The sequence below is a fragment of the Polaromonas sp. YR568 genome (genome assembly GCF_900116715.1).
Lineage (GTDB): Bacteria > Pseudomonadota > Gammaproteobacteria > Burkholderiales > Burkholderiaceae_C > Polaromonas.
In genome coordinates, this window is record NZ_FPBM01000012.1 from 30,871 (window position 1) to 44,450 (window position 13,580).

Sequence of the window (13,580 nt, forward strand, 5' to 3'; positions counted from 1 at the left end):
CTGCAAAACAAAAACCGCCGCGATGGGTAATATGGCCGGCATGCGCAACCTGAACTTTGACGACATGCACCTGTTCGCACGTGTGGCCGAGCTGGGCAGCTTCTCAGCCGTGGCCCGTGTGCGCGGAGTACCCGTCAGTCAGGTGTCGCGCGCCATTGCCCGCATCGAGAAAAGCTGCAACGCGCGGCTGGTGCAGCGCAGCACGCATGCGCTGACACTCACGCCCGAAGGGCAAACCTTCCTCGGTTATTGCCGGCGCATGACGCACACGCTGGACGACCTCGAAGGCGAGTTCGCCAGCCAGAGCGGCGAAGCCAGCGGCTGGGTGCGCGTGGCGGCCAGCACCGTGATGGCCGAATACCTGCTGGCGCCCAGCCTGGAGGGCCTGAACCAGCGCCACCCGCGCGTCTGCGTGGAGCTGAAGGTGGACGACAGGCTGGTCGACATGGTGCGCGACGGCGTCGACATCGCTATCCGCAGCGGCACACACACCAACGAGAACACGGTGATGCGCCAGATCGGCACGCTGGGGCGGCGCCTGTATGCCACACCGGGCTACCTGGAGGCCCACGGAACGCCCGAACACCCCGACGACCTGGCCCGGCATCGCCTGATCAGTAACAGCGGCGCGACCGTGCTCAATCGCTGGCCATTCATCATCAACGGCCAGCCCGTGGTGATCACGGCGGACGGATGCTGGCGCGCCGACTCCACCGGCATGACCAGCCAGCTGACGCTGCATGGTTTGGGAATTGCACGCCTGGCCATGCTGGCGGCCGAGCCCCTGGTGCGGCGCGGCCTGCTGGTGCCGGTGTTGCCAGGCTTTGTCGATGAGCAGCCCGTGCCCATTCACGCGGTGACGCTGGGCGGACGGCATCGGCTGCCGAAGATACGCGCCTGCATTGATTACTGGGCTGAATGGTTCAGCCACGAACGGGGTGTGGCCGGCGGGCCGCCGGCCGGCTGACCGTCTTTGCCTATTTCGCCTCGATCAAGGCGCGAATATCCAGCAAGGTCAGCTCATTGGCATCAGGCTTGCCGATCTCACGGCCCGATGAGTAGGGAAAGTTGTTGTCATTCACCAGCACGATGTGCGTTGCGTCCACCACCGCCAGGCCTTCAGGGCCCAGGTGCGGCAAGGCAAACACCGCTTCGTTGGGGCCCAGCTTCGCCACGCGCTTCGGGTTGGCGATGCGGGTCAGGTCGATGTAGGCGACCTTGCGCACAAAGCCGTCCGCATCGGCGGCGGCCAGGTCGATCTTGTAGACGCGCTTGAAGCGTGCAGGCCGGGTGAAGCAGTCGGTGCGCGCTTCATTGGGGCACACCGGCGCCAGGCCTTCGGTGCTGTCGTCGCGCTCGATCACCAGGCCGGTGGTGGCATCCAGCAGCTGGAAGTCGGCGGCCAGGTTGCCCACTTCTTCGAGCAGGTACTTCCATTGCTTGCCGGTGTAGCTGCGGGTGGCGGCGTCCAGCTCGTTGATGCGCACATAGGTTTTGTCGCCGGTTTTTTCCACACCCTTGGCAGCGGCGTCATACAACGGGCCTTCAAACATCGGGTAGAGCTTGCTGCCGTCAGGCGACTTGGCCATGGACTCAAAGCCGTTGGAGCGGCGCACCTCAAACAGGGCCTCGCCCGGCAGGTTGGGCAGGCGGCCTTGCAGGTAGTGGTCTGGCGACGCGAGCAATTTGCCGTTGATGACCGTTTCAATCACGCCCAGCACACGGCCCTGAAAGTCGGTGCGCAGCACATAAGGGCCGAACTCATCGCCTATCCACCATTCATTGCCCACCACCTGCAGCGACTCGGGGTCGAAGTCAATGCCGGTGAGATAACGGCGCTGGGTGTTTTCGTTCTGGATGTGAAAGGGCACGCGCTTGTCGGGATCGCTCAGGAAGGTGGTGCTGCGGCGCACGACCTGGCCCTTGGCCCAGTCGGCCGACACCTTGTGCACCATCAAGAGCGCGTCTTGCGAGTTGATCTTGTTGCCGAAGCCGTTGTCGGTCAGCGTCAGGAACTCGCCTTTGCCCAGGGACACGATGCCCGAAAAGCCCTGCACCGACTGGCCTTTCATGGGCAGCGTGCCGCCCGATGCGCGCGGATATTTGGGGTCACCCACAAAGGTGTTGGCGCTTTCGCTGCCGAGTTGTTCATTGCGCTGGCGTTTGGCATTGGCAAACTTGCCGGCGGTGGCAAAGAAAGCGCCCGCATCACGCGGCGCCGGCACTGCGGCGGTGGCGGGCAAGGCGGCATGGCCAACCAGCGTGGCTTCGACCGCAGGCGCAGCTTGCGCCGTTTGGGCGCGGCCATTGCCGGCAGCCAGGCACAGCGCGCAGGCCGCGGCCAGGGTCAGTGCGTTCATTTTTTTCAAAGCAGACTTGTTCTTCATTACCGGTTTCCTCTATTCCCTCGTCAGGTACGTGTGCACCCATGCATAAACGCTGCACTGTGCAGGCGCTCTGTGAATCGGCTGTGACAAAATCAGCCAACCCCCCTCACACCATGACCGACACTCCGCTGCCACCAGCAAGCACGCCAAACAGGCCCCCCAGGCCCAACGCTAGGTTCCTCCTGGCCCACCCTGCGCATTTCATCGCCCTGGGTTTTGGCTCGGGGCTCAGCCCGGTCGCGCCCGGCACGGCCGGCACGCTCTGGGCCTGGCTGGCCTTTCTGGTGTTGCAGCAGTGGCTGACACCGGCCGAAATCGGCTGGCTGATCGCGGTCTCCACCCTCATCGGCTGGTGGGCCTGCACCGTCACCGCCAAGGCCATGAATGTGCTGGACCCGGGCAACATCGTCTGGGACGAAGTCGTCGCCTTCTGGCTGGTGCTGTGGCTGGTGATGCCCGCCGATTTCTGGTCACAGCTGGCTGCGTTTGCGCTCTTCCGCTTTTTTGACGCTGTCAAACCCGGCCCGGTTGCCTGGGCGGACCAGGCATTTAAGGGCCTTAACTGGCGCGGCGGCTTCGGCATTTTGTTTGACGACTTCGTGGCGGCGTTTTGCACGCTGCTGGTGATTGCGCTCTGGAGATTCTGGTGAACACCGATTTGCGATCAAAACAGGCGCAAAGCATCGCCGTCCTGTGCGGGCAGCTAGCCGGCGTCCTTCAAAACAAGCGCTGGCTGCTGGCGACCGCCGAAAGCTGCACCGGCGGCATGATCTCGGCCGCCTGCACTGACCTGACGGGCTCCAGCGCCTGGTTTGAGCGCGGTTTTGTCACCTATTCCAACGAAGCCAAGACCGAATTGCTGGGCGTGGATGCCGCGCTGATCAGGCAACATGGCGCCGTCAGTGAAGAAGTTGCCCGCGCGATGGCCGCCGGCGCTGTAGACCGCTCCCGCGCGCAAGTCTCGGTTGCCGTGACAGGCGTAGCCGGCCCGACGGGCGGTAGCGCAGCCAAGCCTGTGGGTACGGTATGGTTTGGTTTCAAGGTGGGCGAACAGCTCAGCAGCGAGATGAGGCGCTTTGACGGCGATCGCGCCGCGGTGCGCAGCGCCACGGTGCAGCACGCCTTGCAGCGGCTGCTGGAATTGCTGCACGAAGCCGGCTGACGCGTGAGCGACGCCGGGGCGGCGTCTGGCGCTATAGAGTTCGGGTTCGCCATTACCGCCAGCCAGATTCGAACAGGAGACACCATGCACCCCAACCAGGCCACCCTCGACAAGTTCTATGCCGCCTTTGCCCGCCTCGACTCGGACACCATGGCGACCTGCTATGCAGCCGATGCGCAGTTTGACGACGAGGCGTTTTCATTGCGCGGCCACAGGGAAGTCACCGGCATGTGGCACATGCTCTGCGACGTCACCAAGGCCAAAGGCGCCGATGTGTGGAAGCTGAGCTACAGCGGCATCGAAGCCGATGCACGCACAGGCAAGTCGCACTGGGAAGCCGACTACCGCTTCAGCGCCACCGGGCGCATGGTGCACAACATCATCGACGGCGAGTTTGAGTTCAATGAGCAGGGGCTGATCAAACGCCACCGCGACCGCTTTAACTTCTGGGCCTGGTCGCGCCAGGCGCTGGGCACGCCCGGCCTGCTGCTGGGCTGGACGCCCTTCCTGCGCAGCAAGGTCAGGGCACAGGCGGCAGCAAATCTGCAAAAATATCTGGCTCAACGCAAGACTTGAACCCCAACGGGAGTTGCCCATGCCCTGGTTTGACGGCTTTGAATCACGCAGTTTCGAGGTCAACGGTGCGGCCATCAACGCACGGGTTTCCAAAACCACCCTGGGCGAGCCGCTGCGCCCGGCCTTGCTGCTGCTCCACGGCTTTCCTCAGTCGCATGTGATGTGGCACCGCGTGGCGCAACGCCTGGCGAATGATTATTTCCTGGTGATGCCCGACCTGCGGGGTTATGGCGACTCCTCCAAAACCGCCGGCCTGCCCGACCACAGCAACTACAGCAAACGCAACATGGCGCACGACATGGCTGGTGTGATGGACGCGCTGGGCATTCACAGTTTCTTTTTGTGCGGCCACGACCGCGGCGGGCGCGTGGCGCACCGTTTGGCGCTGGACTACGCACCCCGCGTGCAAAAGCTCTGCGTCATCGACATCGCCCCCACGCTCGACATGTACGAGGGCCGCAGCATGACCGAGCCTTACATGACCTTTGCGCGCGCCTACTACCACTGGTTTCACATGTTGCAGCCAGCGCCACTGCCCGAGATGATGATGGGCGCCAACCACCCCGAAACAGCCAGGGCTTACCTGCACGCCAAACTGGGCGGCTGGGGCAGCGCGGGCCTGAACTACATCGAGCCGCAGGCGCTGGCCGAATACGAACGCAGCTTCTGCAACCCCGAGGCCCTGCATGCGGCCTGCGAAGACTACCGCGCCAGCGCCGGCATAGACCTGGAGCACGACCGCGAAAGCCGCACGCAGGGCGTAAAGCTCAGCTGCGATCTGCTGGTGCTGTGGGGCGAGCGCGGTGTGGTGCACCGGCTCTTTGATCCGATGGCATTGTGGGAAGCGCAGTGCAGCGGCGAGGTCTCAGGCAAGGCCATGCCGGCCGGGCATTTCATTCCCGAAGAGCAGCCCGAAGCGACGGCACAGGCGCTTCGCGGCTTCTTCCACTGAGTTTTCTTCAACTTCGCCAACACAGCCATGTCGCACTACTCTGCTGAAACCTTGTGGGAACGCAAAGACGCCAACTTCCTGGACAACCGCTACAGCCGCCGCCACCTGCTGCGCTTTGACGGCGGCCTGGAAGTGCCGGGCTCGTCCTCACCGTCCGTCGTCCCGCTGCCGATGTCCGACGCATCGGCACTGGACCCGGAAGAAGCATTTGTGTCATCGCTCTCCAGTTGCCACATGCTGTGGTTTTTGACGATGGCCGTTAAACGCAAGTTTTGCGTGGACCGTTACTTTGATGCAGCGACGGGGGTGATGGAAAAGAATGCTGAAGGGAAAGTGGCGATGACGGTGGTCACCCTGCACCCCGAAGTGACCTTCTCGGGCGAGAAGCTGCCGACGCGGGCTGAGCTGGACAAGATGCACCACGATGCGCATGAAGCCTGTTTTATTGCTTCTTCTGTAAAGACGGATGTGAGGTGTGAGCCGGTTTATGGGGATTTGTGATCCCCGACTTTGGGTGCTCTGCTGAGGGCGAATGGCCGGGGGTGCCCGGTGGTAAGTCGATTTTTCTGAAGCTGCTGGCCGGGACTCGCCCCGGCGGGCGAGGCACTTTTCTTTGCTTCGCCAAAGAAAAGTACCCAAAAGAAAGGCGACCCGCAGTCTGGGTCCCTACGCTTCGCTTCGGGCAACCTGCGGTGCTCGAGCCAAGCGGGGTCAAAAACAACTCGCTGCGCTCAAACAAGTTTTTGCCCTGATCCGCTTGCCTCTGCGCTCCTCGGCCCAGCCAGGACGGGGCAATCGGGAACGGGGGCAAATACAAAGACAAATACCAACAAGGACTCGCCATGGCGAGTCCTTGTTTCTTCTGGTATTCGGTATTTGTATTCGGCCGTTTGGCTGTTTGGTGTTCGGTATTCCTTCCCCCACCCCCTTCTGTCTGCGCCGAGGAGCGGAGGTCCAGACGGATAAGGGCAAAAACTTGTTTGAGCCGAAGGCGAGTTGTTTTTGACCCCGTCTGGACCGAGCACCGCAGGTTGCCCGTAGCGCAGCGGAGGGACGCAGACAGTAGGGTCGCCTTTTCTTTGCTTACTTTCTTTTGGCGAAGCAAAAGAAAGTGAGTCGCCGCCGGGCGACCCCGGCCAGCAACCTCAACAGAGAGCGCACCGGCTGAGCAAGAACAGCCAGGCCCAAACCCTGCCAGAATCCCCCAAATGCAATTTTTCAAAGACCTCAACCTCGCCGCCTTCACAGCCGGCTTTGTCGCAGTCCTCGTCGGGTTCACCAGTTCGGTTGCCATTGTTTTTCAGGCCGCGCTTGCATTCAACGCCACGCCGGCTGAAATCGCCTCATGGATGTGGGCGCTGGGCATCGGCATGGGCGTGTGTTCGCTGGGGCCTTCGTTGTGGCTGAAAAAACCGGTGATGGTGGCCTGGTCCACGCCCGGGGCGGCTGTGCTGGCCACGGCGGGGCTCGCAGGCGGGTTTTCGATGGGAGAGGCGGTTGCGGCTTTTATGGTCAGTGCGGCGCTGATCACCTTGTTTGGTGTCACGGGCTGGTTTGAAAAAGTCATGAACCGCATTCCGGTGGCCATCGCCTCCGCCTTGTTGGCCGGTGTGCTGGCGCGCTTTGGCATACAGGCTTTTGCGGCAGCGCAGACGGCCTTGCCGCTGGTGCTGCTGATGCTGGCGATTTATTTGCTGGGCAAGCGGCTGATGCCGCGTTACGCCGTGGTGCTGACGCTGCTGGGCGCCATTGTTTTTGTGGTGGCTCGCGGCCAGCTCGCGTGGTCCGGGGTTCATTTTTCTTTTGCCATGCCGGTGTTTGTGGCGCCGCAGTTCACGCTGGCGGCCATTGTCAGCCTGGCCATTCCGCTGTTTGTGGTGACCATGGCTTCGCAGAACCTGCCGGGTGTGGCGGCCATTCATGCGGCGGGCTACGGCCCCGATTCACCTGACGGCGGCATCCCGGTGTCAAAAATCATCACGCTCAGCGGACTGGCTACTTTTGTGCTGGCGCCTTTTGGGGCATTCGCGCTCAACCTCAGCGCGATCACCGCCGCCATCTGCATGGGCAAGGAAGCGCATGAAGACCCGGCCAAGCGTTACACCGCGGCGGTGTGCTGCGGCGCGATTTACATCGTCATCGGCATCTTCGGTGCGGCCATCACCGGCTTGCTCACGGCCTTTCCGAAAGAGCTGGTGGTGGCGATTGCCGGACTGGCGCTGCTGGGCACCATAGGCAGTGGTCTCGCGGCGGCGGTGAAGGACGAGTCGCACCGTGAGGCGGCACTTATCACGTTTCTCGTCACCTTGTCGGGCGTGGTAATAGCCGGTGTGGGCTCGGCCTTTTGGGGGGTGGTCGCGGGCGCGATTGCGCTCTTTGTACAACAATACGGTCAACAGCGCCGCACCGGGCAGGTGCTCGCCAAGCCCGCAGCCAATCCAGAAAACCCTTCCAAACCATGAACATTCTTTTTGTCGCCGACCCGCTCGAGTCGTTCAAGATCTACAAGGAAACCACCTTCGACATGATGCGCGAGGCGCAAAGGCGCGGGCACCGCATCAGCGCCTGCGAGCCCAAGGACATGAGCTGGCAGACCGGCGCCAAGGTCACCGCGCAGGTGCGCCACATCACGCTTACGGGCGACGCTGACGCCTGGTTCGCGGCTGATGCCGACCGCCCCGATGGGCGTGAAGCCATTGCCGCTTTTGACGCGGTTGTGATGCGCAAGGACCCGCCGTTCGACAGCGAGTATTTCTACAGCACGCACCTGCTGGAGCAGGCCGAGCGCGAGGGCGCCAGGGTGTTTAACAAGCCGGCCGCCTTGCGCGATCATCCGGAAAAGCTCGCCATCCTCGAGTTCGCCCAGTTCAGCGGCCCGACGCTGGTCACGCGCAGCGCGGCCGACATCAAGCGCTTTCACGCGGAGCACAAAGACATCATCCTCAAGCCGCTGGACGGCATGGGCGGCATGGGCATCTTCCGCGTGAAGGAAGACGGCCTCAACCTCGGCAGCATCATCGAGACGCTGAACAAACGCGGCGCCGAGAGCGTGATGGTGCAGAGATTTCTGCCCGAGATTGCCAAGGGCGACAAGCGCGTGCTGGTGATTGGCGGCAAGCCCGTGCCTTTCAGCCTGGCGCGGATTCCGCAGGGCAACGAGGTGCGCGGCAACCTGGCAGCCGGTGGGCTGGGCGTGGCGCAGCCGCTGTCAAAACGCGATTTTGAAATTGCCGAAGCTCTGGGGCCGGTACTGGCCGCGCGCGGCCTGCTGCTGGCCGGTATCGACGTGATCGGTGACTATGTGACCGAGATCAATGTCACCAGCCCGACCTGCTTCCAGGAGATCCATGACCAGGCCGGCTTCGACGTGGCGGCCATGTTCACCGATGCGCTGGAGGCTGCGCTGAAAGGCTGAGGGGACTCACAGCCTCAGTGCGCTCGCCCTGCGCCTCGCGGCTGGCCGCCAGCACGCGTGAGCGCCGCTTGCGCCACCAGATCACGATGCCGGTCACCGACAGCATCACCACCACGATTCCCATCAGCGACATCATGATGCGGCCCGTCAGGCCCAGGATGCGCCCGCCGTGCAGCGGCAATTGCAGTTGCGCGAACACGTCGGCCGCGGTGCCGTGCCAGGGCTGGTTGCTGCTGATCAGGCGGCCGTCTTCCGCGCTCAGGTAGAGGTTGGACAGGTCCATGCCGTCGCTGTCGTCGTGCTCGGCGTGGTTAAAAAACGAGATGTTGTAAAACCCGCCGCGCTGGTTGTAGAAAGCGCCACCCAGCGGCGTGGTCCAGCCGCGGCGTTTGGCCTCGGCTTCGGCGATACCGACAATCTCAACAAAACCGATCTTGGGCTCGATGCGCACGCCCAGCGGCGCGAGCGGCACCAGAGTGGACGGGCCGGGCGTGGTTTTTGACACCATCGACAGCAGCGGGAAGAATATTTCGCGGTTGAGGTTGATCGAAAACGAGGTGAAGGCCACCACGATGATCAGGCCCCACACCCACAGCCCGCCGGCGCGGTGCAAATCAAAGTTGAGCTTGTAGCCGCCGGCTTTCCAGCGCAGCAGCCACGAAGGCTTCCAGCGCGACCACCAGTTGGCCGGGTCGCGGTGCACAGGCGCCTGCTCGCCGGCGCGCTTGCGCAGGCGGCGCGGCATGGTGAGATAAAAGCCGACAAAACTGTCGAGCAGCCAGACCAGCGCGATGCCGCCCATGATCCAGTGGCCAACGCGGTCGCTGCCCCACATCGCCGGCACATGCAGCGTGTAGTGCAGCTTGCGCAGAAAGGGCATCAGCGTCTCGGGCTTGAACGACACCGCGGTGGAATCACGCTTGCCGCGCACCTCAGCCGTCACCGGGTCGACGAAGACCTGGTTGTAGCCGAGCTTGTAAGGCTTGCCTGTAGCCGGGTCATTGCGCGGCTGCACAAAGTAGCCGGCGGCATGGCCTTCCTCGAAGCCCAGCGGCATGTAAGCGACCCGCGCGCGCGGGTCGTGGGCTTCAACGGCGGCGGCCAGCTCGAAAGGGTTGCGAAAGGGCCCACGCGCCTCGGTGTCGTAGAGCTTGCTGTTGATCCAGCCGTCGATCTCGTGGTCCCACGAGATGACGGCGCCGGTCAGGCCCGAGACGATGAGGAAGAGCGCGGTGGACAGCCCCATCCAGCGATGGAGGGTTGTCCAGAGGGTACGCATGAAAAAAGCCCTCAGAAGTCGATGCTGCCGCTCACGACGAAGGTGCGCGGTGCGCCCATGACCAGGTAGTTGTCGCTGGGCGAGGCGCCGCCGGCTGATGCCCAGTAGGACTTGTTGAGCAGGTTGTCCACGCGTCCGCGCAGCGTCAGGACGCGGCCGTTGCCGATGTCCACGATGTAGCGCGCGCCCACGTCCAGGCGGCTCCAGGCCGGCAGTTGCTGGGTGTTGGCCGCATTGGCGTATTGCTTGCCGGTGTGGATCACACGCGCATTGAGCGCCAGGCCGCGCACGCCGGTCACGTCCCATTCGCCGCCGATGTTCAGCTGCTGGCGCGGCACGCCAATGGCGTCCTTGCCGTCGGTGGCGCCGGTGAGTGTCTTGGTTTGTTTGGCATCGAGCAGCGTCAGGCCGCCGAGCAGGCGCAGGCCGCGCACCGGCTCACCGTAGATGGAAAACTCCAGGCCCTGGTTGCGCTGTTCGCCGAAAGCGCCGTAGGTGGCGCCGACGGTGCCGTCGAGTGGGCGATTGGTTTTAAACAGCGCCACGCTGCTGCCGAAGGTGCCGGCGTCGTACTTGGCGCCGATTTCGGTTTGTTTGGAATGGAAGGGCTTGAACACCGTGCCGCCGTTCGTGACTGGCGTCACCGTACCGCCGATGGTGACGGTGGCAGGTGCGACCTTGCCGGGCACCAGGCCTTCGATGTAATTGCCGTAGACGGACAGATTGCTGTTGACTTTGAACACAATGCCGGCCACCGGTGTGGTGCGGCTGCTTTCAATAGGCGCGGCGGCGATGCCGGTGTTGTAGGCAAAGGTCTGCTGTTTGATGGTCTGGTTGCGGGCGCCCAGCGTGACCAGCACGGTGTCCTTTGCGAACGACAGCGTGTCGGCAATCGCCAGGCTGGAGGTGTCGGTCTTGGCCTGCAAGCCTGGGCTGGCCAGGTTGTTGCCGACAAAACCAGCCGCGGCGCTGTTGGCCACCGGGAAGGCCGAGGCCACCGGCGTGTAGATATTGCTGACCACACTGGCCGCGGAGAACGCGAAGGCGTTGTTGCGATCGTTTTTGTAGGTTGCGGCAGAGGCGACCACCGTGTGGCCGACGCTGCCCGTGCTGAACTTCGCGCGCACGCCGGCTTCCAGCGTGGTGATCTTGTCTTCACGCGTGTTGCTAAAGCGCGTGGCGGTCGTGGCGCCAGCGGCATTGGTAATGGTCGGGTTGGCCAGGTCATTGCCTTCCCAGCTGTTGCGCACGCCGCCTGCGACCCAGCCGGTGACGGCGCTGTTGAAGTCGACTTCGGCGCGCACGGTGGCGAAGGTGTCGCGCTCTTTGGCCGAGGTCCAGGGCTGGGCGAAATTGCTTTTCGCATCCGGTGCGGCGGGAATCGGCAGCAGGGCCGACGGCGTCACGTTCGGGCGGCCGGCGGTCAGCGTGTAGTCCTGGTGACCGATGTCGGCCGAGATGCGCACATTGCTGCTGCGCCAGTCCAGGCCGATGCCAATAGCCGTGAGCTTCATTTTTTCGTTGTCGACACCGGTGCCGCCGTCGCGCTGCACGGCATTCAGGCGCAGGCCGGTGGCCTGGTCGGGGCCGAAGCGGCGCGCGATGTCGGTCGAGATCGATGCCTGGCCGCCGCTTTGCAGGCTCAGGCCGACGCGGCTCAGCGGCTCATTGGGCGCGCGCTTGGGCAGCAGGTTGATGCTGCCGCCTATGCCGCTGCCGCCGGGGGCCGCACCATTGAGGAAGCTGTTGGCGCCGCGGAAGACTTCCACGCGCTCGAGGAATTCAGCGGCGATATATTGGCGCGGCAGCATGCCGTACAGGCCGTTGTAGGCCACGTCATCGGAGTACACGGGGAAGCCGCGCACCATATAGAGCTCCTGGAAGTTGCCGAAACCGCGGGCGGTGCGCACCGAGGGGTCGTTCAGCAGCACATCGGCCACGCTCTTGGCCTGCTGGTCCTGGATCAGCTCGTTGGTGTAGCTGGTGCTGGAAAACGGCGTTTCCATGATGTCCTGGTTGCCCAGGATGCCGACGCGCCCGCCGCGTGCAACCTGGCCGCCGGCAAACGGTTTGGTCAGGCCTTCGGCTGAAGCGTCAGCACTGGCGTTAACAGTCACGGTGGACAATGTGGCCGTGGCGTTTCCTTCGGGCGCAGGGGCAGTTTGCGCATGGCCGAGCGGCAACCAGAGCGCCAGGGTGGCGGCTGCTGCGATGGGGGTGAGGAAGAAACGCGATGAAGACATGTTGAGCTCTGGAAGATTTGTAAATGAGAATGATTATTATTACCTTGAATTCGGGTTTCCCCTTGCCTGGCGTACTTTTGCGTCATGTTTTCCACACCATTCGTTGCAGTGCGGCAACGGTATGTGCACACATCGTTCGCCGCCCACGCCTGGCGGCCATGGCGTTACTGCTCGCGCTGCCGTGGCTGGCCTGGGCCCAACCCGCCGCGAGCCAGCAGACCCTGGTGTTCATCCGCCACGCCGAAAAGCCGGCCGACGGCCTGGGCCAGATCAACTGCCAGGGCCTGAACCGTGCGCTGGCGCTGCCGGCGGTGTTGCTGGGCAAATTCGGCAAGCCCGATTTCGTCTTTGCCTCCGACCCGCATGAGAAAAAACCCGACGGCGGCCAGCTCTACAACTACGTGCGGCCCCTGCTGACCGTGGCGCCTACGGCCGTGCAGGCCGGCTTGCCGGTCAATACCTCATTCGGGTTTGAAAACATCGCGGGCCTGCAGCAGGAGCTGGCTGCGCCGCGCTACCAGAATGCCGTGGTCTTCATTGCGTGGGAACACAAGAAGCTGGAAGACATGGTCAAGGCCCTGCTCAAGGACATGGGCGCAAACCCCGGCGAGGTGCCGCGCTGGAAGGGCAGCGACTTCGACAGCATTTATGTGGTGACGGTACGGCGCGAGGGTGGCAAGGCCAGCGCCAGCTTCACGCATGAGCGCCAGCAGCTCAACGGGCAGGCGGCTGCGTGCCCCGCCCCACCGGCCAAACCCTGAAATCCAGGATCTAGGCGGCGGCGAGCGCGCCGTCTTCAAACACCTTGAGCTCGCCGGGCGCGAACTGCGTCCACTGCTCGTTGGTGGTCAGCGGCGCCGTGACGACCACGGCCACGCGGTCAGTGGGCTTTGTGTGCTCGGCAAAATTCACGCTCACGTCTTCATCACTCAGCGTGGCGTGCGCGAAGGGGTGCTTGCGCTCCACGTAGTAAAGATTCGTGGAGGCGTGCGCCCACAGCGCCTGGCCGTTGCTGAGCAAAAAGTTAAACGTGCCGTGCGTGGCAATGTGCGCGGCCAGCTCGCGCAGCGTGATGCTCAGCTCGCGCACGCTGGGCACGCCCGCATGCGACTTGGCCATCTCCTGCATGATCCAGCAGAAAGCACGCTCGCTGTCGGTGGTGCCGACGGGCCTGAAGCTGCCGTGCAGCCGGGGTGAAAAATCTTTCAGGTCGCCGTTGTGCGCAAACACCCAGTAACGGCCCCAGAGCTCACGCACAAAGGGGTGGCAGTTCTCCAGCGCCACGCGGCCCTGCGTGGCCTTGCGGATGTGCGAGATCACGTTGCGGCTTTTGATCGGGTAGCGGCTGATCAGCTCGGCCACCGGCGAGCTGCAGGCCGGCTGGTGGTCGACAAAGTGGCGCAGGCCTTTATCGCTGCCGCCGGCAACGCTGTCGTCACCTTCAAAAAACGCGATACCCCAGCCGTCGGCATGGTGGTCGGTGTGGCCGCCGCGCTGCGCAAAGCCGCGAAAGCTGAAGGTCACATCGGTGGGGGCATTGCAGTTCATGCCGAGTAGCTGGCACAT

The 13,580-nt window shown here is 63.6% G+C and carries 13 protein-coding genes; 9 read left to right on the plus strand and 4 right to left on the minus strand.

Translation table 11 applies throughout. The features are described from left to right. Nucleotides 1-22: 22 nt before the first annotated feature. Nucleotides 23-967 carry a LysR family transcriptional regulator gene (locus tag BM408_RS20220; protein ID WP_092132253.1) on the plus strand — a complete coding sequence of 315 codons (945 nt, stop codon included), beginning with the start codon at nucleotides 23-25 and terminating at the stop codon, nucleotides 965-967. 10 nt (nucleotides 968-977) lie between these two features. Here the strand turns inward: BM408_RS20220 and BM408_RS20225 are convergent, their stop codons facing one another. Further along, nucleotides 978-2,360, minus strand: coding sequence for an esterase-like activity of phytase family protein (locus BM408_RS20225; protein WP_254774894.1), 1,383 nt, complete (start codon nucleotides 2,358-2,360; stop codon nucleotides 978-980). A 140-nt stretch (nucleotides 2,361-2,500) separates the two neighbouring features. On the opposite strand from BM408_RS20225, the gene BM408_RS20230 reads away from it, so the two are divergent. The 7 genes from BM408_RS20230 (at nucleotide 2,501) to gshB (ending at nucleotide 8,492) form a co-directional block, all read left to right on the plus strand. After that, nucleotides 2,501-3,037 (plus strand): phosphatidylglycerophosphatase A family protein, encoded by a 537-nt coding sequence (locus BM408_RS20230; RefSeq protein WP_092132256.1) that lies wholly within the window; start codon nucleotides 2,501-2,503, stop codon nucleotides 3,035-3,037. A gap of 32 nt (nucleotides 3,038-3,069) precedes the next feature. After that, nucleotides 3,070-3,549 (plus strand): CinA family protein, encoded by a 480-nt coding sequence (locus BM408_RS20235; protein WP_371327036.1) that lies wholly within the window; start codon nucleotides 3,070-3,072, stop codon nucleotides 3,547-3,549. Nucleotides 3,550-3,633: 84 nt separating this feature from the next. Next, nucleotides 3,634-4,125, plus strand: a complete 492-nt coding sequence (locus tag BM408_RS20240) for a nuclear transport factor 2 family protein (RefSeq protein ID WP_092132260.1) — start codon at nucleotides 3,634-3,636, stop codon at nucleotides 4,123-4,125. Nucleotides 4,126-4,144: 19 nt separating this feature from the next. Beyond that, complete coding sequence (locus BM408_RS20245) at nucleotides 4,145-5,077, plus strand: alpha/beta fold hydrolase (protein ID WP_092132261.1); 933 nt, start codon at nucleotides 4,145-4,147, stop codon at nucleotides 5,075-5,077. A gap of 27 nt (nucleotides 5,078-5,104) precedes the next feature. After that, nucleotides 5,105-5,578: an OsmC family protein gene (locus BM408_RS20250; protein WP_092132263.1), complete on the plus strand. Its 474-nt coding sequence runs from the start codon at nucleotides 5,105-5,107 to the stop codon at nucleotides 5,576-5,578. A 707-nt stretch (nucleotides 5,579-6,285) separates the two neighbouring features. Next, nucleotides 6,286-7,539 carry a benzoate/H(+) symporter BenE family transporter gene (locus BM408_RS20255; RefSeq protein WP_254774895.1) on the plus strand — a complete coding sequence of 418 codons (1,254 nt, stop codon included), beginning with the start codon at nucleotides 6,286-6,288 and terminating at the stop codon, nucleotides 7,537-7,539. Beyond that, nucleotides 7,536-8,492 (plus strand): glutathione synthase, encoded by a 957-nt coding sequence (gene gshB / locus BM408_RS20260; RefSeq protein WP_092132265.1) that lies wholly within the window; start codon nucleotides 7,536-7,538, stop codon nucleotides 8,490-8,492. The genes BM408_RS20255 and gshB overlap by 4 nt, the downstream gene beginning before the upstream one ends. Here the strand turns inward: gshB and BM408_RS20265 are convergent. Next, nucleotides 8,458-9,771, minus strand: coding sequence for a PepSY-associated TM helix domain-containing protein (locus tag BM408_RS20265; protein WP_092132266.1), 1,314 nt, complete (start codon nucleotides 9,769-9,771; stop codon nucleotides 8,458-8,460). The two genes, gshB and BM408_RS20265, sit on opposite strands and share 35 nt — an antisense overlap. Nucleotides 9,772-9,782: 11 nt before the next feature. Next, the gene (locus BM408_RS20270) at nucleotides 9,783-12,014 is read right to left on the minus strand and encodes a TonB-dependent receptor (RefSeq protein WP_092132268.1); all 2,232 of its coding nucleotides are present in this window, start codon (nucleotides 12,012-12,014) and stop codon (nucleotides 9,783-9,785) included. A 158-nt stretch (nucleotides 12,015-12,172) separates the two neighbouring features. Between BM408_RS20270 and BM408_RS20275 the strand changes: the two genes are divergently transcribed. After that, the gene (locus BM408_RS20275) at nucleotides 12,173-12,775 is read left to right on the plus strand and encodes a hypothetical protein (protein ID WP_092132270.1); all 603 of its coding nucleotides are present in this window, start codon (nucleotides 12,173-12,175) and stop codon (nucleotides 12,773-12,775) included. Between the two features lie 10 nt (nucleotides 12,776-12,785). Here BM408_RS20275 and BM408_RS20280 read toward each other — a convergent pair whose 3' ends face one another. Then, nucleotides 12,786-13,580, minus strand: a complete 795-nt coding sequence (locus BM408_RS20280; RefSeq protein WP_092132271.1) for a class II glutamine amidotransferase — start codon at nucleotides 13,578-13,580, stop codon at nucleotides 12,786-12,788.

Coding starts and splice junctions, on each gene's coding strand:
- BM408_RS20220 (WP_092132253.1), top strand. CDS start 23: ATGGGTAATATGGCCGGCATGCGCAACCTGAACTTTGACGACATGCAC.
- BM408_RS20225 (WP_254774894.1), bottom strand. CDS start 2,360: ATGAACGCACTGACCCTGGCCGCGGCCTGCGCGCTGTGCCTGGCTGCC.
- BM408_RS20230 (WP_092132256.1), top strand. CDS start 2,501: ATGACCGACACTCCGCTGCCACCAGCAAGCACGCCAAACAGGCCCCCC.
- BM408_RS20240 (WP_092132260.1), top strand. CDS start 3,634: ATGCACCCCAACCAGGCCACCCTCGACAAGTTCTATGCCGCCTTTGCC.
- BM408_RS20245 (WP_092132261.1), top strand. CDS start 4,145: ATGCCCTGGTTTGACGGCTTTGAATCACGCAGTTTCGAGGTCAACGGT.
- BM408_RS20250 (WP_092132263.1), top strand. CDS start 5,105: ATGTCGCACTACTCTGCTGAAACCTTGTGGGAACGCAAAGACGCCAAC.
- BM408_RS20255 (WP_254774895.1), top strand. CDS start 6,286: ATGCAATTTTTCAAAGACCTCAACCTCGCCGCCTTCACAGCCGGCTTT.
- gshB (WP_092132265.1), top strand. CDS start 7,536: ATGAACATTCTTTTTGTCGCCGACCCGCTCGAGTCGTTCAAGATCTAC.
- BM408_RS20265 (WP_092132266.1), bottom strand. CDS start 9,771: ATGCGTACCCTCTGGACAACCCTCCATCGCTGGATGGGGCTGTCCACC.
- BM408_RS20270 (WP_092132268.1), bottom strand. CDS start 12,014: ATGTCTTCATCGCGTTTCTTCCTCACCCCCATCGCAGCAGCCGCCACC.
- BM408_RS20275 (WP_092132270.1), top strand. CDS start 12,173: ATGGCGTTACTGCTCGCGCTGCCGTGGCTGGCCTGGGCCCAACCCGCC.
- BM408_RS20280 (WP_092132271.1), bottom strand. CDS start 13,580: ATGTGCCAGCTACTCGGCATGAACTGCAATGCCCCCACCGATGTGACC.